20 protein-coding genes are annotated in these 18,780 nt (G+C 54.2%); 18 read left to right on the top strand and 2 right to left on the bottom strand.

What is annotated here, in order from left to right; all coding sequences use genetic code 11:
• Positions 1–241, bottom strand: a 241-nt coding sequence (gene tnpA, locus B5D39_RS13605) for an IS200/IS605 family transposase (protein WP_139366775.1), incomplete at its 3' end; no start/stop codon positions are given.
• A 118-nt stretch (positions 242–359) separates the two neighbouring features.
• Between tnpA and B5D39_RS13600 the strand changes: the two genes are divergently transcribed.
• The 9 genes from B5D39_RS13600 (at position 360) to bioC (ending at position 8,226) form a co-directional block, all read left to right on the top strand.
• Entirely contained in the window at positions 360–590 is a 231-nt protein-coding gene (locus B5D39_RS13600; protein ID WP_078791000.1) for an ATP-binding protein, read from the top strand.
• Positions 565–1,935, top strand: coding sequence for a sigma-54-dependent transcriptional regulator (locus tag B5D39_RS13595; RefSeq protein ID WP_078790999.1), 1,371 nt, complete (start codon positions 565–567; stop codon positions 1,933–1,935). Before B5D39_RS13600 ends, B5D39_RS13595 begins: the two co-directional genes overlap by 26 nt.
• A 68-nt stretch (positions 1,936–2,003) precedes the next feature.
• Positions 2,004–3,083: a dTDP-glucose 4,6-dehydratase gene (gene rfbB / locus B5D39_RS13590; protein WP_078790998.1), complete on the top strand. Its 1,080-nt coding sequence runs from the start codon at positions 2,004–2,006 to the stop codon at positions 3,081–3,083.
• Positions 3,080–3,913: a dTDP-4-dehydrorhamnose reductase gene (rfbD, locus tag B5D39_RS13585; RefSeq protein ID WP_078790997.1), complete on the top strand. Its 834-nt coding sequence runs from the start codon at positions 3,080–3,082 to the stop codon at positions 3,911–3,913. Before rfbB ends, rfbD begins: the two co-directional genes overlap by 4 nt.
• A gap of 2 nt (positions 3,914–3,915) precedes the next feature.
• Positions 3,916–4,269: a cupin domain-containing protein gene (locus tag B5D39_RS13580; RefSeq protein ID WP_078790996.1), complete on the top strand. Its 354-nt coding sequence runs from the start codon at positions 3,916–3,918 to the stop codon at positions 4,267–4,269.
• Positions 4,270–4,278: 9 nt separating this feature from the next.
• Entirely contained in the window at positions 4,279–5,355 is a 1,077-nt protein-coding gene (locus B5D39_RS13575) for a mannose-1-phosphate guanylyltransferase (RefSeq protein WP_078790995.1), read from the top strand.
• Positions 5,356–5,436: 81 nt separating this feature from the next.
• Complete coding sequence (gene bioF / locus B5D39_RS13570; protein WP_078790994.1) at positions 5,437–6,612, top strand: 8-amino-7-oxononanoate synthase; 1,176 nt, start codon at positions 5,437–5,439, stop codon at positions 6,610–6,612.
• Positions 6,612–7,424 (top strand): alpha/beta fold hydrolase, encoded by an 813-nt coding sequence (locus B5D39_RS13565; RefSeq protein WP_078790993.1) that lies wholly within the window; start codon positions 6,612–6,614, stop codon positions 7,422–7,424. Before bioF ends, B5D39_RS13565 begins: the two co-directional genes overlap by 1 nt.
• The gene (bioC, locus tag B5D39_RS13560; RefSeq protein WP_078790992.1) at positions 7,411–8,226 is read left to right on the top strand and encodes a malonyl-ACP O-methyltransferase BioC; all 816 of its coding nucleotides are present in this window, start codon (positions 7,411–7,413) and stop codon (positions 8,224–8,226) included. Before B5D39_RS13565 ends, bioC begins: the two co-directional genes overlap by 14 nt.
• Here the strand turns inward: bioC and B5D39_RS13555 are convergent.
• Positions 8,205–8,507, bottom strand: coding sequence for an ArsR/SmtB family transcription factor (locus B5D39_RS13555; protein ID WP_078790991.1), 303 nt, complete (start codon positions 8,505–8,507; stop codon positions 8,205–8,207). The two genes, bioC and B5D39_RS13555, sit on opposite strands and share 22 nt — an antisense overlap.
• Before the next feature lie 200 nt (positions 8,508–8,707).
• Here B5D39_RS13555 and rimP point away from each other — a divergent pair, with 200 nt between their 5' ends.
• From rimP to pnp, 9 genes are all read left to right on the top strand, one after another.
• Positions 8,708–9,187 carry a ribosome maturation factor RimP gene (gene rimP, locus B5D39_RS13550; protein WP_078790990.1) on the top strand — a complete coding sequence of 160 codons (480 nt, stop codon included), beginning with the start codon at positions 8,708–8,710 and terminating at the stop codon, positions 9,185–9,187.
• Positions 9,188–9,254: 67 nt separating this feature from the next.
• Positions 9,255–10,415 carry a transcription termination factor NusA gene (gene nusA, locus B5D39_RS13545; protein ID WP_078790989.1) on the top strand — a complete coding sequence of 387 codons (1,161 nt, stop codon included), beginning with the start codon at positions 9,255–9,257 and terminating at the stop codon, positions 10,413–10,415.
• A gap of 3 nt (positions 10,416–10,418) precedes the next feature.
• On the top strand, positions 10,419–11,030 hold the full coding sequence (locus B5D39_RS13540; RefSeq protein WP_078790988.1) for a DUF448 domain-containing protein: 612 nt from the start codon (positions 10,419–10,421) through the stop codon (positions 11,028–11,030).
• Entirely contained in the window at positions 11,027–13,873 is a 2,847-nt protein-coding gene (gene infB / locus B5D39_RS13535) for a translation initiation factor IF-2 (protein ID WP_078790987.1), read from the top strand. The genes B5D39_RS13540 and infB overlap by 4 nt, the downstream gene beginning before the upstream one ends.
• Before the next feature lie 26 nt (positions 13,874–13,899).
• Positions 13,900–14,271 (top strand): ribosome-binding factor A, encoded by a 372-nt coding sequence (locus B5D39_RS13530; protein WP_078790986.1) that lies wholly within the window; start codon positions 13,900–13,902, stop codon positions 14,269–14,271.
• Positions 14,243–15,208, top strand: a complete 966-nt coding sequence (locus B5D39_RS13525; RefSeq protein ID WP_078790985.1) for a DHH family phosphoesterase — start codon at positions 14,243–14,245, stop codon at positions 15,206–15,208. Before B5D39_RS13530 ends, B5D39_RS13525 begins: the two co-directional genes overlap by 29 nt.
• The gene (gene truB, locus B5D39_RS13520) at positions 15,202–16,080 is read left to right on the top strand and encodes a tRNA pseudouridine(55) synthase TruB (RefSeq protein WP_078790984.1); all 879 of its coding nucleotides are present in this window, start codon (positions 15,202–15,204) and stop codon (positions 16,078–16,080) included. The genes B5D39_RS13525 and truB overlap by 7 nt, the downstream gene beginning before the upstream one ends.
• 107 nt (positions 16,081–16,187) lie before the next feature.
• Positions 16,188–16,454 (top strand): 30S ribosomal protein S15, encoded by a 267-nt coding sequence (rpsO, locus tag B5D39_RS13515; RefSeq protein ID WP_012469731.1) that lies wholly within the window; start codon positions 16,188–16,190, stop codon positions 16,452–16,454.
• Positions 16,455–16,634: 180 nt separating this feature from the next.
• Positions 16,635–18,746 carry a polyribonucleotide nucleotidyltransferase gene (pnp, locus tag B5D39_RS13510; protein WP_078790983.1) on the top strand — a complete coding sequence of 704 codons (2,112 nt, stop codon included), beginning with the start codon at positions 16,635–16,637 and terminating at the stop codon, positions 18,744–18,746.
• The last annotated feature ends 34 nt before the right edge of the window (positions 18,747–18,780 follow it).

Here is an 18,780-nt window from a genome sequence, read left to right as displayed (position 1 = left end):
AATACCCTATCACCATCGAAACACTGTACTTCGGTGGAATACTCAACACCAGATGGATGTGGTCAGGCATGGCATGACCCTCGATAAGTTCAACTTCCTTCTGCCGACATAACTGACGGATGATTTTGCCAACTTCTCCTCGAAGCCTGCCGTAAAGAACCTTCTTACGGTATTTCGGCACGATCACAACATGATATTTGCACTCCCATTTTACATGGGCTAAACTTTGCCACTCTCGCATGGCAGTTCCTCCTGTTGATTGCCTTTAGGGGCTTTCCTCAGGAGGAACTATCGCTGGAACGGCAGAGCCTTTTCAAGTCTCACCGGCAGAGCCGGTGGTTTACTGAAAACCTTCAATTATGGATCAGGGCTGTGGCATGAGTGAGGCTACCTGTCGGCATCTGTTTGAGCCGTTCTGGACGACAAAACCAGCGGGGACTGGGCTGGGGTTGGCAACAGTCTACCGGATTGTTGAAGGGCATGGTGGTATGGTACAGGCTGACCCCCGTGAAGGGGGGGGGACTGTGATGACGCTTTTGTTGCCGATGATGGAGGAGGGGCTTGGTGAGAACCAGAATTCTGGTTGTTGATGATGAATTGAGTATGCGGGAGTTTATCTCGATCCTGCTGGAGCGTGAAGGGTACGAGGTGCTGACGGCAGCTGACGCAACCACCGCGCTTACCCGACTGGCTGCTTCGGATATTGATCTGGTTATTTCAGACGTACAGATGCCGGGCTTAAGCGGCTTGGAGCTGCTGGCACGGATTAAGGAAGATAAACCGGATACTGCAGTGTTGCTGGTGACTGCCTTTTCAACAGCTGAACAGGCGGTTGAAGCAATGAAGCTGGGTGCCTATGATTATCTGGCTAAGCCGTTTAAGGTGGATGAGATTAAGATACTGGTCAAGAACGCTCTGGAAAAGCGCGACCTGAAGCGAGAAAACCGGCAACTGAGGGAAAAGGCCGGCGTGTGCGAGGGGTACGGCGGAATTGTTGGTACATCACAGCGGATGAAAGAGGTCTTTAATTTGCTGCGCAAGGTTGCTGAATCCCAAACCACGGTGCTCGTGTCTGGAGAAAGTGGTACTGGTAAAGAATTGGCAGCCAGGGCGATCCATGAAGCGAGTGCCAGGAAATGCAAGCCGTTTGTGGCGATCAACTGTGGTGCCATTCCTGAAAACCTGATTGAAAGCGAACTGTTTGGCCATGTAAAGGGCGCCTTTACCGGTGCTGTGGGCGAACGGGCCGGGCTGTTTGAACAGGCAAATGGCGGAACGGTTTTTCTGGATGAGATAGGTGAATTGCCGTTGGCAATGCAGACCCGTTTGCTGCGGGTGATTCAGGAACGGGAGGTGCGTCGGGTCGGCGGATCAACCACCAAGAAGGTGGATGTGCGTCTGGTGGCTGCCTCAAACCGTGATCTGGCACTGCAGATAAAGGAAGGAACCTTTCGTGAGGATCTCTACTATCGGATCAATGTGGTCCAGGTGGTTATGCCTCCCCTGCGGGAGCGGGTTGAGGATATTCCTTTACTGGTTGAACATCTGGTCAGAAAACATTGTGGCAACGGCGGAATTGTCACTTCGGAAGCACTTAAATGCCTGATGGCCTACCCCTTCCCCGGCAATGTACGGGAGCTGGAGAATGTCATTGAGCGCAGCCTGGTGCTGGATCGTGAACGGATTACCCTTGATAGTCTCCCCCACCAGGTCAGGGGGGCGATCAAACGCTTTGACCTGCATGCTGCGGTTGATATACCCGATGAAGGGATTGATCTGGAACCGGCCCTTGAGAATCTTGAAAAACAGTATCTGCTTAAGGCCCTGGATAAGTCTGGTGGCAGCAAGACCAAGGCTGCCGAACTGCTGGGGATGACATTCCGCTCCTATCGCTACAAACTTTCCAAACTAGGGCTTGCTTCTGATGGGGATTAAACATCGTAGACTTCCCCTTGTACCCTCTTTATGGTATAGAGCCGTTTACTCCACTTAAGGAATTGTCCATGCCTGAGAAACTGTTTCAACCCACCGCCCTGCTGGTAACCGGTGGCGCCGGTTTTATAGGTTCCAATTTTATTAACCGCTTCATGTCGTTAAACCCCGGTTGCCGTGTTATTAACCTTGATGCCCTGACCTATGCCGGGAATCTGAAAAATCTGACTGGCGTCGAGCAGAACCCCAACTATCGTTTTGTTAAGGGCGATATCGCTGATGCCGCACTGGTGGCGTCCATCCTGGCGGAAGAGAAGATTGATGCGGTGGTACATTTTGCAGCTGAGTCCCATGTGGATCGCTCCATAACCGGGCCGGAGATCTTTGTCCGTACCAATGTACTGGGTACTCAGGTGCTGTTGGAAGAAAGCCGCAAACACTGGCAATCAGGTGTTGTGCCAGGGTTCCGCTACTATCAGATCTCCACTGATGAGGTCTACGGCTCACTGGGTGAAACCGGCTTTTTTACCGAAGAGACGCCTCTGGCTGCCAACTCTCCCTATTCTGCCTCCAAGGCCGGTGCAGATCTGCTGGTGCGGGCTTATTATGAGACCTTTGGCATGCCGACGCTTATCTCCCGCTGCTCCAATAACTACGGTCCCTATCACTTTCCGGAAAAACTGATTCCGCTTTTGATCGCCAATATTATTGCCAGAAAGCCGCTGCCGGTCTATGGCGACGGTAGCAATGTGCGGGACTGGCTGCATGTGGCGGACCATGGCGCTGCCATCGAGTGTATCCTGAAGGGGGCCAAGCCTGGCTCGGTCTACAACATTGGCGGTAATAACGAATGGCAGAATATCGCTATTGTTAACCTGGTCTGTGACCTGTTGGACAGCAAGTTGGGCCGGCAATCGGGCGAGAACAGGGGCTTGATCACCTTTGTCAAAGACCGTCCCGGCCATGACCGGCGCTATGCCATTGATGCCTCAAAACTCAAAAAAGATCTGGGCTGGTCTCCATCCTATACCTTTGAAACCGGTATAGCTGAGACCATTGACTGGTATCTGGCCAATCAACAATGGGTAACTGAAGTTACCAGTGGCAGCTATCGTGACTACTACCAGCAGCAGTATGGAGGTGCAGCATGATCCTGGTGGTGGGAGCAAACGGGATGTTGGGGCAGGATCTGATGAGCCTGCTGGGTGAACGGGGCAGGGGAGTGGACCTGCCGGATATTGATATTACTGATATGGTGTCAGTGCAACAGGTACTGACCGCCCTGAAACCAAAGGTGGTGATCAACTGCGCTGCCTATACCGATGTGGATGGCTGTGAAACCAACACGGAGACTGCCATGCAGGTCAATGGTGAAGGGGTGGCCTTTCTGGGGTTGGTGACCCGCGCAATCGGGGCCAAGCTGGTGCAGGTCAGCACCGACTATGTCTTTGATGGCAGCAAGGGCAGCCCCTATCGTGAGGATGACCTGCAGCAACCGCTGAACATCTATGGCGAATCCAAATTGGCCGGTGAGCTGAATGTGGATATCAACCCTGACAACCTGCTGGTGCGGACCCAGTGGCTCTATGGCCTGCACGGCAAAAATTTTGTGGAGACCATGCTGAAACTGGGACAGGAAAAGACGGAATTGACTGTGGTGGATGACCAGATCGGCTCCCCCACCTGGACCATGGATCTGGCCAGGGGGATCTTGGCCCTGATTAATAAGGACTGTTGTGGTACCTACCACTGCGCCAACAGCGGCCATACCTCCTGGAACGGTTTTGCCAAAGCTATCTTTGACGAGGCTGGTTTACCTGTACAGGTGCTGCCGATGACCACCGAGCAGTTGAACCGCCCGGCCCGGCGTCCGCTCTACTCAACCCTTGATTGCAGCAAGCTGGTTGCCGATACCGGCTTTGAGCCGCAATCATGGCACGAAGCACTTAAACAGTATCTAACCCTGCGGAAGGAATCCTGACCATGACACTGGAACGTGGAGAGCGGCCCTGGGGCACCTATACGGTGCTTGAGGAGAACAGTCACTACAAGATCAAGCGGATCGAGGTGTTGCCGGGGCAACGGCTGTCTCTGCAGAAGCACCACCATCGCAGTGAACACTGGATTGTTGTCTCGGGAACCGCTCTGGTGACCTGTGGTGAACGTGAATTTATGGTGAATGTCAACGAGTCCACCTTTATCCCGATCGGTGAGCAGCACCGCCTGCAGAACCCCGGCAAGATACCGCTGGTGATCATTGAGGTACAGAGTGGTGAATACCTGGGTGAGGATGACATTGTCCGTTTTCAGGATGACTACCAACGGGCTGAGGAGTAGGGAGGCGCTATGTATGTTGTGATCCTGGCAGGAGGCTCAGGCACCCGTTTCTGGCCGGTTTCCCGTACGGCTCGTCCCAAGCAGCTGATCAGTGTGACCGATGGTCCCACCATGCTGCAACGGACCGTTGAACGTATCCTGCCGTTGAAGCCCAAGCGGGTTCTGGTCATAACCAACCGGCTGCAGGCTGCGGAAACAGAACGTCAGCTGGCAGGGTATCGTGCATCGGTTCCGGTAGATGTGATTGCTGAGCCAGTGGGGCGCAATACTGCCCCGGCAGTGGGACTGGCTGCCACCATCATTGCTGCCCATGATCTGGAAGGGGTGATGGCAGTGCTGCCTGCTGACCATTATATCCGGGATGATCAGGGGCTGCGCCAGAGTCTGCAACTGGCGGCCAACTCTGCCCGTAATGGTTGGCTGATGACCCTGGGGATTGTACCCACCAGCCCTGAGACCGGTTATGGCTATCTTGAGGCAGATATGAGTCTGCGTGGGCTTGGTCCCTTCCCGGTGACCCGCTTTGTGGAAAAACCTGATCGCGCCACGGCCCTTGCCTATCTGGAGGCGGGCACCTATTTCTGGAACAGTGGCATGTTTGTCTGGCGGGCAGATACGATCCTGGCTGAAATTGGGTGCTACATGCCGGAGCTTGCTGCCCAGCTGGAACGGATGACCTTTGGTGATGTCTGGGATCTGGCTGATCTGTCAGGCCAGATAGCAGATATCTATGCTGCCATTGGCGGCCAATCCATTGATTACGGTGTCATGGAGCAGTCTGAACGGGTCCAGATGGTCCCTGCAGATATTGGCTGGAGCGATGTTGGCAGCTGGTCAGCCTTGCCGGAGGTCACGGAGCTTGACGCACAGGGTACGGTGGTTGCCAACTGCAGCAGCTACGTGAATATTGATAGCAGCGGTTGTATTGTATCCGGCAATGGTAACGTTGTCGCTACGGTGGGGGTACGTGATCTGATCGTGGTTGCCACTGGCGATGCGGTGCTGGTCTGCCCCAAGGATCGTGCCCAGGATGTGAAGAAAGTAGTTGAACAGCTGGCTGCTCAAGGGCTGGAGAACTATTTATAGGAATGGAGAGGGGGGAGGATAGTCTTCTCCCCCCTTTTTTTTGATCTGCTTGTCAACTTTGATTTGTTTGGAAGGTTAACAATGCCGTTGCAGCTTCTATCCCAAAGGCTTGAGAAAATTCACCATGACGGTCTCTACCGCAGCCTGCGGTCGGTTGAACGGACAACACCGCTGGTCTCTGTTGAAGGTCAACAGGCGCTGTTGCTCTGTTCCAATAACTACCTGGGTTTGGCTGAACATCCTGCCTTGGCGCAGGCCGCAGCTGATGCGGCCTTGCAGTATGGCACCTCCAGCGCTGCCTCGCGGCTGGTGTCGGGGAACCAGCCACTGCATGATATGCTCGAAGCAAAGCTGGCCGCCTGGAAAGGAGCGGAAACAGCCCTGCTGTTTAACAGCGGTTATGCTGCCAACACCGGCATCATTGCTGCCCTGGCAGGACGGGGAGATATCATATTTTCGGACCGGCTCAATCACGCCAGCATTATTGATGGTGCCCTGCTCTCTGGCGCCAGGCTGGTCCGCTACCCCCATAATGACACCCTGGCACTGGCACGTCTGCTGGAACAGCATCAGGGAGACGGTCTCAGGCTGATTGTGACTGACGGAGTCTTCAGTATGGATGGCGATATCGCCCCATTACAGGGGATTGCTGATCTGGCAGAGCAGCATCAGGCCCTGCTGATGGTGGATGATGCCCATGCCGGGGGCGTGCTGGGGCAACAGGGCAGGGGCAGCGTTGATTTCTGCGGTATTGCAGGGCGGGTGGCTATTCAGATGGGAACCTTTGGTAAGGCCCTGGGCAGCTTTGGCGCCTATGCTGCCTGCTCCAGGCTGGTGCGGGAGTATCTGATCAACCGTTCCCGTTCATTGATCTTTTCGACTTCCCTGCCACCGGCAGTGTTGGCAGCCTCAGCAGCAGCAGTTGATCTGGTACAGACAGAAGAAGGGCAGCAATTACGGCAGCAACTTACGGATAACAGTATGCTGCTGCGTTCTCTCCTGCAGCAGGCAGGCTGTAAGGTGCCTGACGGATCCACACCGATTATTCCGATTCTGGTTGGTGATGCTGAAACCACCACACGCTTTTCAGCCAGGTTGCTGGAGGAAGGGCTCTTCGTGCAGGGAATCCGTCCCCCCACGGTACCCAAAGGGACCAGTCGCCTGCGTTGTACGGTTATGGCCAGCCACAGCCCGGACCAGATCCAACAGGCTGCTGCCGCCATTGTCCGGGTTGGCCGGGAATTGGGGGTACTCTGATGCCGTTTACAGGGCCGATCTGGTATGAAGAGTGTGGTGCGGGACAACCGATCCTGTTTGTGCATGGCTGGTGCATGTCATCAGCCATCTGGGGGCTGCAGCGGGATCTCTTGGCAGAACAGTATCGCATTATTACGCTGGATCTGCGGGGGCATGGTCAATCAGGGCTGCCAGATGCAGGAGAAACAGGCTTTGGCGGCTATGCTGATGATGTTGTCAGGGTTGTTGAGCAACTTGATCTTCAGAATCTGGTTGCGGTTGGCTGGTCCCTGGGGGCGCAGGCCCTGCTCAAGGCCTGGCCTCGACTGCACGAGCGTCTGGTTGGGTTGGTGCTGGTTGGTGCAACGCCACGCTTTTCAGCAGCCCCCCACTTTCCCTATGGGTTGCCCCCGAAAGAGGCTGAAGGGATGCGCCTGAAGGTGCGTCGCAGTCTTGAGCGGGCCCTGGAAGGTTTTCATCGCAACCTGTTTGTTGAACATGAACTTGATGACCCTGTTGTTGCGCAACAGGTCGCAGAGCAGTTGGGACAGGTTGTTCTACCTCAGCCTGCTGCTGCCCTTGCAGGGCTTGAGGCGTTGATGGAGGAAGAGCTGATGGAGGAGGCCCTGCAGATTGCTTGTCCCACCCTGTTGCTACATGGCGATCAGGACCGGGTTTGCCTGCCTGAGGCATCTGCCTGGTTGGCACAGGCGATCCGGAACAGCCAGCGCATGCTCTATGCCGGTTGCGGGCATGCACCGTTTCTGAGCCGTGCCCGGCAGTTTAACCATGATCTGCTGAAATTTGTGGGAGCGCTGCATGACAGGCATTGATCGACAGCGGGTGCAGAGCTCTTTTCATAAAGGAGCTGAAGCGTATGATCAGCATACCCCGGTTCAGCAGCGGGTGCTGCAACAGCTGATGCAGCAGATTGGTCAGTATCCGTTTGCCCCCAATGCAGCCGTCCTGGATGTTGGTTGCGGTACCGGACGTTTGTTAGAGTTGCTGGGGCACTGTTTTCCTGATGCTGTTCTGACCGGTCTTGACCTGGCTCCCAACATGCTGCAGCAGGCAGCTGTCCGTCTCGGGGGGAAGGCCCGGTTGATTCAGGGCGATGCGGAACAGCTTCCCTTTGCTGACAGCAGTTTTCAGATGGTACTTTCCAGTTCCACCTTTCAGTGGCTTGATACCCTGCAGTGCTGTTTTGGAGAGGCCAGGCGGGTGCTTAAGCCAGAGGGACGATTTGTGTTCAGTCTATTTGGTGAAGGTACACTCTATGAGTTGCGGGAGTCGTGGCAGCAGGCCTTGCTGAATACCGGGCGGGAGAGGACTGAACAAAACAACGGCACCCATCGTTTTTATAGTAGTGATCAGGTGCAGCAGGCACTTGAACTGACGGGATTCAGGGATGTAACGGTCTGGTCTGAACTGGAGCAGGTCTGGTATCCGGATGTGCCGCATCTGTTGCAGGCAATCAAGCGGATAGGGGCAGGGACCTCACGCCCGCTATCCGGCGGTGGACTGGGGTGGCGCAGGGTGCTGCATGAAATGGCAGCAATTTATTATGAGCGGTTCGGCACGCCAGATGGTGTGCCGGTCAGTTATTCTGTGATTTACGCAGCAGGAAGGCGTTGATCTGGGCTCATCAGTGCAGCAATAAGCTTCTTTGCCAGGGGATGGATAACGCTGTAGTGAACCTCAACACCGTCCCGTTTTCCTTCAATAATTCCTTTGTTCTTCAACAGGGCCAGATGCTGGGAAACCGTTGCCTGGGGTAGGCTGAGGCATTCCCAGATATGCTTGACGTTACACTGCTGTGAACAGAGTCCGGCAACGATCTTCAAGCGGATCGGATGACCAAGCACCTTCAGAATTTCAGCCTCATTGCTAAACATCATGTTTTTGTCAAAATCCATGGATCAGGTCCTGTTCGTAGACGATTTTGTGAAAACTATATATATAAATATTCCCCCTGTCAATTCGATCAGAACAATTATTTCAAGACAATAAAAGGCTTGCAACCATTGGGGCGCTATGGTATTGCCTGTACTACATTTTGTTCTGTCTGACAAAGTGGGCTCGCAAGGCCCACTTTTTTATTGCCTGGAGTTTATGTATGGCCGGTGTTGATCCCGCAAAGCTGGTTGAAAATCTGCTTCACCCCATTCTGGATTCGATGGGGCTAGAGCTGGTGGAACTTGAATTTAAAAAGGTTGGCCGTGGTTACCTGCTGCAGATCTTTATTGATAAACCAGAAGGCGTAAACCTGGATGACTGCGCTGAAGTCAGCCGCGAACTGTCTGTACAGCTTGATGTTGAGGACTGTATTGCAAGTCGCTATACCCTGGAAGTCTCGTCACCTGGTCTTGATCGACCCCTGAAAAAAGAACAGGATTTTGTCCGTTATGCAGGACGGCTTGCTATGGTTAAGACGTCAGAGCTGCTGAAGGATGAAAAGGGAAGTCCCCGCAAGACATTCCTGGGCACCATCGAAGGGGTTGAAGATGGTGTGGTTGTTATCCGCCTGAAGGAAGGGCCACAGGCCCGTATCCCCTGGGACAAGATCGCCAAGGCACATCTTGAATTTGAATTTTAAATAGTCGAGTTTAGTTTTTCGTACGTACGCAATTATTAATCCGTGATCGCATAAGGAGATTCGTGCCGTGGATACAATCGTCAGTCTCAAACAGGCCATCGAGCAGATCGTGAAAGAGAAGGGGATCGACCGTCAGGTGGTGATCGAGGCGATGGAACAGGCCGTGCTGTCTGCTGCCAATAAAAAGTATCGCAATACTCGCAACCTTGAAGCCCATTACAACAATGATACCGGTGAAGTTGAGCTGTTTGAGTATGTGGTGGTTGTGGAAGAGGTGGTGGATTCCTATACCGAGATTTCACTGGACGAAGCTCGTGAGATGGACCCTGAGTGCGAAATTGGTGATGAACTGGGTGAGAAGATCGATTCTGGCGATTTTGGCCGGATTGCTGCCCAGACTGCCAAGCAGGTTATTATCCAGAAGGTGCGTGAAGCTGAGCGTGAGACCGTCTTTAACGAGTATAAAGATCGCCAGTGGGAGATCGTGACTGGCCAGGTGCGTCGTTTTGAGCGCGGTGACCTGTTGATTGATCTTGGTCGTGCTGAGGCGATTTTAACTGGCAAAGAGCAGATGCCCCGCGAAGTGTACCGTCCCGGTGACCGGATTCGTGCCATTATTACCGACATCGCCATGACCACCAAGGGACCACAGATCATCCTGTCCCGCACCCATCCCCAGATGCTGGCTAAGCTGTTTGAGGCTGAAGTACCTGAAATCAGCGAAGGTCTGGTTGAGATTGTCAATGTGGTCCGCGATCCGGGCAGCCGTGCCAAGATTGCGGTTGCTTCCAATGATCGTGATATTGATCCGGTTGGTGCCTGCGTTGGCATGCGCGGTTCACGGGTCCAGAATGTGGTTTCTGAACTGCGGGGCGAAAAGATTGATATTATTCCCTGGTCAGTTGATGTTGCCCGCTTTGTCTGCAATGCGCTGTCTCCGGCTCAAGTTGTCAAGGTCTTTATGGATGAAGAACAACGTACCCTTGAAGTTATTGTACCGGATGATCAGCTGTCTCTTGCCATTGGCAAGCGCGGCCAGAACGTTAGTCTGGCAGCCCGTCTAACCGGTTGTCGGATCGATATCAAGGGTGAGGGTAAAACCGACGAAGAAGCTGATGTTGATGAATTTGCCTCCTTCGATGGTACCCAGGTTGAAGAAGAACCGGAAGAGCTGTCTGCTGAAGCAGAGGCAGAACCGCAACAACCTGAAGAGGAGCTGGCAGCCTAGTCTATGAGTCCTCTTGTTGGGACAGGGCCACAACGGAGCTGCATCGCCTGCCGTCGTACCGGGGATAAAGGAACGCTTCTACGCTTTGTGCTGGCCCCGGATGGCACGGTTACCCCGGATCTGGAAGGAAAACTGCCCGGTCGTGGCGCGTATCTTTGCCAATCCCGGCGATGTGTGCAGGATGCGGTTGCCAAACGCCAATTCAGTCGCACCTTCAAAGGGGCGGCAGCAGAGGTGGATGGCCCGGCACTGACAGCCCTTTTACAGCAGATTATGGAACAACGGATCAGCGGCTATCTTGCACTGGCAAACAAGGCCGGAGCAACGGTGTCCGGCGGTGAAGCCATTGAACGGTCCCTGAAAGGGGCAAAACTGCCGCGCCTGTTGGTGCTGGCAACAGATATATCACCGGCAATTGCAGAAAAGCTTGCAGGTATCGCAGCACGGTCTGCGGTGCCGGTGGTGAAGGTGTTGTCCAAGGATGTTTTAGGACAACTGGTAGGTAAAGAGTCGGATCGAAGCGCTGTAGCCGTGATGTCAGACGGCTTTGCACAGTCACTTGTTAAGGAAATTGAGCGATACAGGAACTACCTGGAGGAGGAGAGCGGTCGATGAGTAAGACCCGGGTAAGCAATCTTGCGGAAAAGCTGGGCATAGACACCAAGGAGGTGCTTGCCAGGCTGAAGACGTTGGGATACGACGTCAAGGCCGGAACCTCCACCGTGGAAGATGACGCGGCAGCCAAGCTAATGGCATTCAAGCCAGCGGAAGCAGGTCCAGAAGAAGTTCGCGTTGCGTCGAATATTGTTCGTCGTCGCTCAAGACCTTCAGCAACACCAGAGCCAGAGGTTGAAGCTCCGGTTGTTGTTGAGCCTGTTGCCGCTCCTCCTGTCAAGGTGGTTGAAAAAGTTGCCCCTGTTATTCCTGAGCGGGTATCGGTGGTGAAAAAAGCAGTTGAGGCGGTTGTTGCCCCGGTGGTGAGTGAGCCTGCTCCCGCTGCCGAGGTGGTTGAGCCCCGTCCTGAACCGAGCGTATCAGCTCCGGTAGATACTGTTGCTCAAGAGCCTGCCAAGCCTGCTGTGGTTGCTCCGGTCATTCCGCCACAACCAGAGCGTGCCAGTGCAACCCAGGCCCGTATTCTGGGGATGATTGAGATCCCGATAACGCAAGAGTCGCGCCCCTATCGTCGTGAGCCGAACCGTGGTCCTGGTCCGGGCGGCGATCGAGGTCCCCGTCCAGCTGGTGGTCAGGATAACCGTGGTCCAAGACCTGCAGGAGGCCCGGATAATCGCGGTCCCCGTCCAGCAGGTGTCCCTGGTGGTGATCGTGGTCCCCGTCCGGCTGGTGCCCAGGACAACCGTGGTCCAAGACCTGCAGGAAGTCAGGATAATCGTGGTCCCCGTCCAGCCGGTACTCCGGGGGGCGCTCGTCCCGTCCAGTTGACGCAGGTTGATATGCCGCTTCAGTCAGATGAACGCCGTAAAGCCCCAGGCCCGAATCGGAAGCCGGGCGGACCTGGTAAGGACACTGCGGCAGAAAAAGCGAAAAAGACTGCAGCAGCAGGTAAGGGTAAGGGACGTGAACAACTCAGCAAGCAGGCCTTGCTTTCGAGAGAAGAGCGTCAGTTTGATCCGTTCCATAAGTCCCGCAAAAAAGGTAAAGAGCGTGAGGAGCCGGGTAGAACAGAACTGACTACCCCCAAGGCGATCAAGCGGATTATCAAGATATCCGAAACCATCACCATTGGTGAACTTGCCAAGCGGATGGGTATCAAGGCAACTGACCTGATCAAGGCCATGATGAAGATGGGTTCAATGGTTACCATCAACCATGTGCTTGACCATGATGCTGCGGTGCTGCTTGCTTCCGATTATGGCTATGAAGTGGAAAACGTGGCAGTGGATCTGGATGAGATTCTGGAGTTTACCCCGGATGCTCCTGAACTGCTGCAGGAACGTCCGCCAGTGGTTACCATCATGGGTCACGTTGATCATGGTAAGACCTCACTGCTGGATGCTATCCGCGAGGCCAACGTCATTTCAGGTGAGGCTGGCGGTATTACCCAGCATATTGGTGCCTACGATGTTGAGCTGCATGGTCGCAAGATCACCTTCCTGGATACCCCAGGTCACGAGGCGTTTACTGCCATGCGTGCCCGTGGTGCCAAGGTAACTGATATTGTTATCCTGGTGGTGGCTGCTGACGACGGTGTCATGCCCCAGACCAGGGAGGCGATCAACCACTCCAAGGCTGCTGGCGTACCGATCATTGTTGCCATCAACAAGATTGATAAGCCGGATGCCCGCCCTGAAAAGGTCAAGCAGGAACTGACCGAGCATGGCATTGTCTCCTCTGAGTGGGGTGGTGATGTCACCATGGTTGAAGTTTCTGCCAAGAAGCGCTTGAACCTGGAAGAACTGCTGGAGATGATCCTGCTGCAGGCTGACCTGATGGATCTGAAGGCCAACCCCGATAAGGCTGCCAAAGGTACCATTGTTGAAGGTAAGCTGGATAAGGGCCGTGGCCCGGTTGCCACCGTGCTGGTTCAGGAAGGTACCTTACGTACCGGCGATTACTGTGTGGTTGGTGTTCACTCCGGTCGTGTACGGGCCATGCAGAATGACCGTGGCGAGCGGGTGCTTGCAGCTGGTCCTGCCATGCCGGTTGAAGTCGTTGGTCTGCCAGGTGTGCCGGATGCCGGTGATATCTTTGTGGCCATGAAGGATGAGAAGCAGGCCAAAGAGATCGCGACCCTGCGTCAGATCAAGCAGCGTGAGCTGGAGCTGGCCAAGCATGCCAAGATGTCCCTTGAGCAGCTGTACGAGAAGATCCAGAAGGGTGAAGTCAAGGATCTTAACGTCATTGTCAAGGCAGACGTTCAGGGCTCGGTTGAGGCTGTTGCAGAATCACTGCGCAAGCTCTCTACGGACGCAGTCCGTCTGAATGTTATCCACACCGCAGTTGGTGCCATTACCGAGACCGACGTCAACCTGGCTACTGCCTCCAATGCCATTATCATCGGTTTCAGTATCCGTCCTGAAGTCAAGGCCCAGGCCATGGCTGAGAAGGAAGGGGTGGATATCCGTCTCTACAATGTTATTTATGACGCTGTGGATGATGTCCGCAAGGCAATGGAAGGTCTGCTTGAGCCGGTCTTCAAGGAGAAATATCTTGGCCGTGCCGAGATCCGCGAGATATTCTCGGTGCCCAAGGTCGGTAACGTTGCCGGTTGTTATATTCAGGACGGCAAGATCCTGCGTAATTCCCAGGTCCGCCTGCTGCGTGACAACGTCGTGGTCTACCAGGGAAAACTGGGCACCCTGCGTCGCTTCAAGGATGACGTCAAAGAGGTCGCAACCGGCTATGAGTGCGGTATGGGGCTGGAGAACTACAACGACATCAAGGTTGGCGATATCATCGAGTCGTTTGAGATGGAAAAGGTAGCTGCCAAGCTGTAGTTTCGGTAGGTTAAAAGGTATTTGTTATGAAGCACAAACGTTCGGACAAGGTCGCTGAGACCATCCATACCACCATCTCCACCATCCTGTCCCGGGGGTTGAATGACCCCCGGATCGGATTTGTCACCATTACCGAGGTGGAGGTGACTGATGACCTGCATCTGGCACGGATCTTCTTTACCGTAATCGGTGATGAGGCTGCTAAAAAGAGTACAGAGGCAGGTCTGAATAGTGCTGCCCGTTTTATTCGTCACGAATTGGGCAAGGTGCTGAAGATGCGCTATACCCCGGATATTCTGTTTAAGTATGACCATTCCCAGGAGTATGGCCAGCGGATTGATTGTTTGCTGCGGGAAGTGGGAACAAGCAATGACGGAAACGATACAGAAGATAATTAGTGCTATCCGGCAGAGCCGGACCGTGCTGATTACCAGCCATGAAGGCCCTGATGGTGATGCCATTGGCTCGTCATTGGGGCTTGCTGCGTTTTTAAAGGCGATCGGTAAGCAGGTGACCGTGCATCTGGCAGATCCTGTGCCTGAGCTGTATCGCTTTTTGCCCGGTGCTGATCAGGTTTGCAGCACTATTCCAGATCAGGATTTTGATCTCGCCTTTGTGCTGGATGTTGGCGAGTTTCGCCGCGCAGGCAAACAGTTTGGTGCCTTTACCCGGATCGGTCAAATCATCAACCTTGATCATCACTTGACCTGTGAAAATTTTGGCACCCTCAACCTGATCGATGAGCAGGCAGCAGCAACCGGTCTGTTGGTCTGGCGGGTGGCCAAGGCCTATGGTTTTACTGCTGATTATGCTACTGCTCTCTGCCTCTACGTGGCGGTGCTGACAGATACCGGATCGTTCCGCTATTCAAACTCCAATCAGGAAGCCTTTACTGCAGCAGGTGAGCTGGTTCAGCAGGGGGGCTTGAATGCCTGGCATGTGGCTGAAAAGCTGTATGAGAGCCAGCCCCGTAAGCGGATTGAGCTGCTGGCACTTGCATTGCCCACCTTGGAATTTGTCAAAGAAGGTCAGGTGGCCTCAATTACCGTGACATTGGATATGTATGCTGCAACAGGTGCTACGGCTGAACTGACCGATGGTTTTGTCAATTATCCCCGTTCAGTGGCCGGGGTTGAGGTCTCTGTGTTTTTCCGTCAACTTGATGCGCAAAAGTATAAGGTCGGCTTCCGTTCAAAGGGGACCGTCAATGTGGCCTTGCTGGCCCAGGCCTTTGGCGGTGGCGGTCACCATAACGCTGCCGGAGGCACGGTGGATGGAAGCCTGGACGAGGTTAAGCGGATCGTCTACGGAGCGGTTGAAGCAGCACAGTGGTAGACGGCTTTCTGGTCATTGATAAACCTGCTGGCATCAGTTCCCATGACGTGGTCAATCGGGTGCGGCGCATCCTTGGTACCAAGAAGGTCGGCCATACCGGCACCCTTGATCCCTTTGCAACCGGCGTGTTGCCGATTGCCGTAGGGGAAGGCACCAAGGCGATCCAGTTTCTGGATGAAGGTGAAAAGGCCTATGAGGCGGTTATCCAGCTGGGTCTTGCAACCGACACCCTTGATATCACCGGTGCAGTCTTGCAGGAACATGATCCCAGCGGGGTAGGGCAGGAACAGCTGGCAAGCGCTATGGCTGCCCTGACAGGCGAGATCAGCCAGGTTCCGCCAATGTACTCTGCCATCAAGCAGGGCGGGCAGCCGTTGTACAAGTTGGCCCGCAAAGGGATTGAGGTTGAACGGCCATCCCGCCAGGTCACCATCCACAGCTTTGATCTGCTTGAGTTCTCATCACCCCTGGCAACGGTTCGGGTGCGTTGTTCCCGTGGTACCTATGTGCGGACCCTGGCCGATGATCTGGGGAAACTGCTTGGCTGTGGTGCCTGTCTGATCCAGTTGCGGCGTACCATGAGCGGCCCGTTCCGGCTGGCTGATGCCCTGACGCTGGAACAGCTTGCCAACTATGCTGAAGAAGGTGTCGCGCAACAGTATGGCCTGAATCTGCCGACAGCTCTTTCCCACCTGGGGCAGGTGCAACTGACTGAAGCTGATTTTCTGAAGCTTAAAAACGGCATTCCGCCCCGGGACAGACTGCTTGAGATGCAACCGGGACTGTTCAGTCTGATGTATGGCCAGCAGGTGATAGCGGTTGCAGAACAGACCCCTGAGAAGGCTATCAGCCTGAAAAGGGTCTTCAACTGATGGAAATGCTTTACAGGTTCAGGTAAGGTGTGATAGAGATATATCCCTTTTAGTGTTTAAAGTGTTTCGACACATACATCCCCATGCTGTACAGGAGGAGCCCACAGGTGCTGGCTACAGAAAAAAAGCAGGAAATCATTAACAACTTTAAGAAGCATGAAGGCGATACCGGATCCCCAGAGGTCCAGATTGCAATCCTGACCGCACGCATTGTGTATTTGACTGATCACTTCAAGATCCACAAGAAGGATCACCACAGCCGTCGTGGTCTGCTGAAGCTGGTTGGCCAGCGTCGTCGCATGCTTGACTATCTCAAGTCCCGTGATCTTGATCGTTACAAGAAAGTGATCGAGCAACTCGGCATCCGTAGGTAGGAAGCGGGCAGGTATCCCGGCGTAGCCGAGAGATCTGCCTGCCTCTTTTTATTGTTTCGCAAAAGGGCTGTTAAGGCCCTTTTATTTTTTGTCAACCGTGTTGGGGGCGTGGATAGAAAAGCTCTGGTTTCAGGGAGTTTCCATCGACGGCCCCAGCGCACATTCATGTGAGGAGAAAACATGACATTCAACGAAAAGTGCGTAGAGGCTCAGGTAGGAAACATGAACGTAAAAATCTCCACCGGCAAGATGGCCAAACAGGCCAGCGGTGCGGTGGTGATTCAAAGTGGTGATACCATGGTACTGGTTACCGTGGTGGGTACCAAAGAAGCAAAGCCGGGCCAGGATTTCTTTCCCCTGACCGTTAACTACACCGAGAAAACCTATGCCGGCGGCAAGATTCCCGGCAGTTTCTTCAAGCGTGAAGGCCGCCCTTCAGAAGACGAGACCCTGATCTGCCGTCTGATTGACCGTCCGATCCGCCCCCTGTTCCCTGAATCCTACCTGTGTGATACCCAGGTCATGGCAACTGTTATTTCAGCTGAAGAAGACCATGATCCTGCAATTCTGTCCATGATCGGTGCATCCGCAGCCCTGATGATCTCTGATATCCCGTTTGAAGGCCCGATTGCCGGCGTTAAAGTAGGCCGTGTTGATGGCAAACTGATCGCTAACCCCAGTGCAGAGCAGCTGAAGCTGAGTGACCTGGAGATCGTGGTTGCTGCCGGTAAGGACGCCATCTTCATGGTTGAGGGTGAGGCTGACTTTGTTTCTGAAGAAGATCTGTTAGAGGCAGTTTTCTTTGCCAAGGACGCTGTGCAGGGAATTCTTGCTGCTCAGGAAGAACTGGCCAAGCAGGTTGCTACTGCAAAGCGTGAAGTAGCTCCCCTGGTTGTTGATGAAGAGTTGAAGGCAAAGGTGAAGGAGTTGGCTTTTGACCGTATTGCCCAGGCATTCAAGATCAAGGCCAAGCAGGAGCGTTATGCTGCTGTGGCGCTGATCAAGGAAGAGGTCGTTGCTGCCCTGGCTGATGAGTATGAAGGCCGTGGAAAAGAGATCAAAGGCTTTATCGGCGATATCGAATATGATCGTATGCGTAACGATGTACTGGAAACCGGCATCCGTATTGATGGCCGTAACACCACTACCGTTCGTCCGATCGCCATTGAGGCAGGTCTGCTGCCCCGCGCACATGGTTCCACCCTGTTTACCCGTGGTGAGACCCAGGTGCTGGCTGCAGCCACGCTGGGTACTTCACAGGATGAGCAACGTATGGATTCCCTCTACGGCGAATACCGCAAGAAATTCATGCTGCACTATAACTTTCCTCCCTTCTCGGTTGGTGAAACCAGCTTCCGTCTGGCTCCGGGCCGTCGTGAGATCGGTCACGGTATGCTGGCAGAGCGGGCTATCTCCGCTATCCTGCCCAACCATGATGACTTCCCGTACACCATTCGGATCGTGGCAGAGACCCTGGAAAGTAACGGTTCCTCCTCCATGGCTACGGTCTGCGGTGGCTGTCTCTCCCTGATGGATGCCGGCGTGCCGGTCAAGGCACCAGTGGCTGGTATTGCCATGGGCCTGATCAAGGAAGGCGATAAAGTTGCCATTCTGACTGACATTCTGGGTGATGAAGATCACCTGGGGGATATGGACTTCAAGGTTGCCGGTTCCGCAGATGGCGTAACCGCGCTGCAGATGGATATCAAGATCGGTGGCGTCAGCAAAGAGATCATGCAGCAGGCCCTGAAGCAGGCCAAGGAAGGCCGTCTGCATATCCTGGGTAAAATGGCCCAGTGTCTGACAGCTCCTCGCGAAGAGATGTCTTCCTTTGCACCACGGATCACCACTATCTTCATCAAGCCTGACCGTATCCGCGACGTTATCGGTTCCGGCGGCAAGACCATCCGCAGCATTACCGAGGCAACTGGCGTCATGATTGACATTGATTCCGACAACAGCGGTAAGATCAACATCGCCAGCTCCGACAAGGCAGCCTGTGATGCAGCAATCCAGATGATCCGTGGCCTGACTGATGAGGTTGAAGAAGGCAAGCTGTACATGGGTACCGTCAAGAAGATCATGGAGTTTGGTGCTTTTGTTGAAGTCCTGCCCGGTACTGATGGTCTGGTACATATCTCTGAGCTGGACGAGACCCGTGTTAAAAACGTGACCGATATCCTGAACGAAGGTGACAAGGTGCTGGTCAAGTGTATTGGCGTGGATAAACAGGGTAAGATCAAGCTTTCGCGCAAGGCCGCCCTTGGCCAGTCGCTGGAAGAAAAAGACTAATCCTGTTACAGGTAAGTTACAAAGGGGACGGGGC

Source organism: Trichlorobacter thiogenes, assembly GCF_900167465.1.
Classification (GTDB): Bacteria; Desulfobacterota; Desulfuromonadia; order Geobacterales; family Pseudopelobacteraceae; genus Trichlorobacter; species Trichlorobacter thiogenes.
The sequence above is the reverse complement of the archived record's forward strand: the minus strand, read 5'-3'. Positions and strand labels throughout refer to the sequence as shown.

Excerpts from the sequence above, each read along its gene's own strand:
- B5D39_RS13540 (WP_078790988.1), top strand. The coding sequence starts at position 10,419 with ATGAGTCCTCTTGTTGGGACAGGGCCACAACGGAGCTGCATCGCCTGC.
- rfbD (WP_078790997.1), top strand. The coding sequence starts at position 3,080 with ATGATCCTGGTGGTGGGAGCAAACGGGATGTTGGGGCAGGATCTGATG.
- B5D39_RS13525 (WP_078790985.1), top strand. The coding sequence starts at position 14,243 with ATGACGGAAACGATACAGAAGATAATTAGTGCTATCCGGCAGAGCCGG.
- rimP (WP_078790990.1), top strand. The coding sequence starts at position 8,708 with ATGGCCGGTGTTGATCCCGCAAAGCTGGTTGAAAATCTGCTTCACCCC.
- B5D39_RS13530 (WP_078790986.1), top strand. The coding sequence starts at position 13,900 with ATGAAGCACAAACGTTCGGACAAGGTCGCTGAGACCATCCATACCACC.
- B5D39_RS13565 (WP_078790993.1), top strand. The coding sequence starts at position 6,612 with ATGCCGTTTACAGGGCCGATCTGGTATGAAGAGTGTGGTGCGGGACAA.
- rfbB (WP_078790998.1), top strand. The coding sequence starts at position 2,004 with ATGCCTGAGAAACTGTTTCAACCCACCGCCCTGCTGGTAACCGGTGGC.
- B5D39_RS13580 (WP_078790996.1), top strand. The coding sequence starts at position 3,916 with ATGACACTGGAACGTGGAGAGCGGCCCTGGGGCACCTATACGGTGCTT.
- bioF (WP_078790994.1), top strand. The coding sequence starts at position 5,437 with ATGCCGTTGCAGCTTCTATCCCAAAGGCTTGAGAAAATTCACCATGAC.
- pnp (WP_078790983.1), top strand. The coding sequence starts at position 16,635 with ATGACATTCAACGAAAAGTGCGTAGAGGCTCAGGTAGGAAACATGAAC.
- B5D39_RS13555 (WP_078790991.1), bottom strand. The coding sequence starts at position 8,507 with ATGGATTTTGACAAAAACATGATGTTTAGCAATGAGGCTGAAATTCTG.
- B5D39_RS13600 (WP_078791000.1), top strand. The coding sequence starts at position 360 with ATGGATCAGGGCTGTGGCATGAGTGAGGCTACCTGTCGGCATCTGTTT.
- infB (WP_078790987.1), top strand. The coding sequence starts at position 11,027 with ATGAGTAAGACCCGGGTAAGCAATCTTGCGGAAAAGCTGGGCATAGAC.
- B5D39_RS13575 (WP_078790995.1), top strand. The coding sequence starts at position 4,279 with ATGTATGTTGTGATCCTGGCAGGAGGCTCAGGCACCCGTTTCTGGCCG.
- bioC (WP_078790992.1), top strand. The coding sequence starts at position 7,411 with ATGACAGGCATTGATCGACAGCGGGTGCAGAGCTCTTTTCATAAAGGA.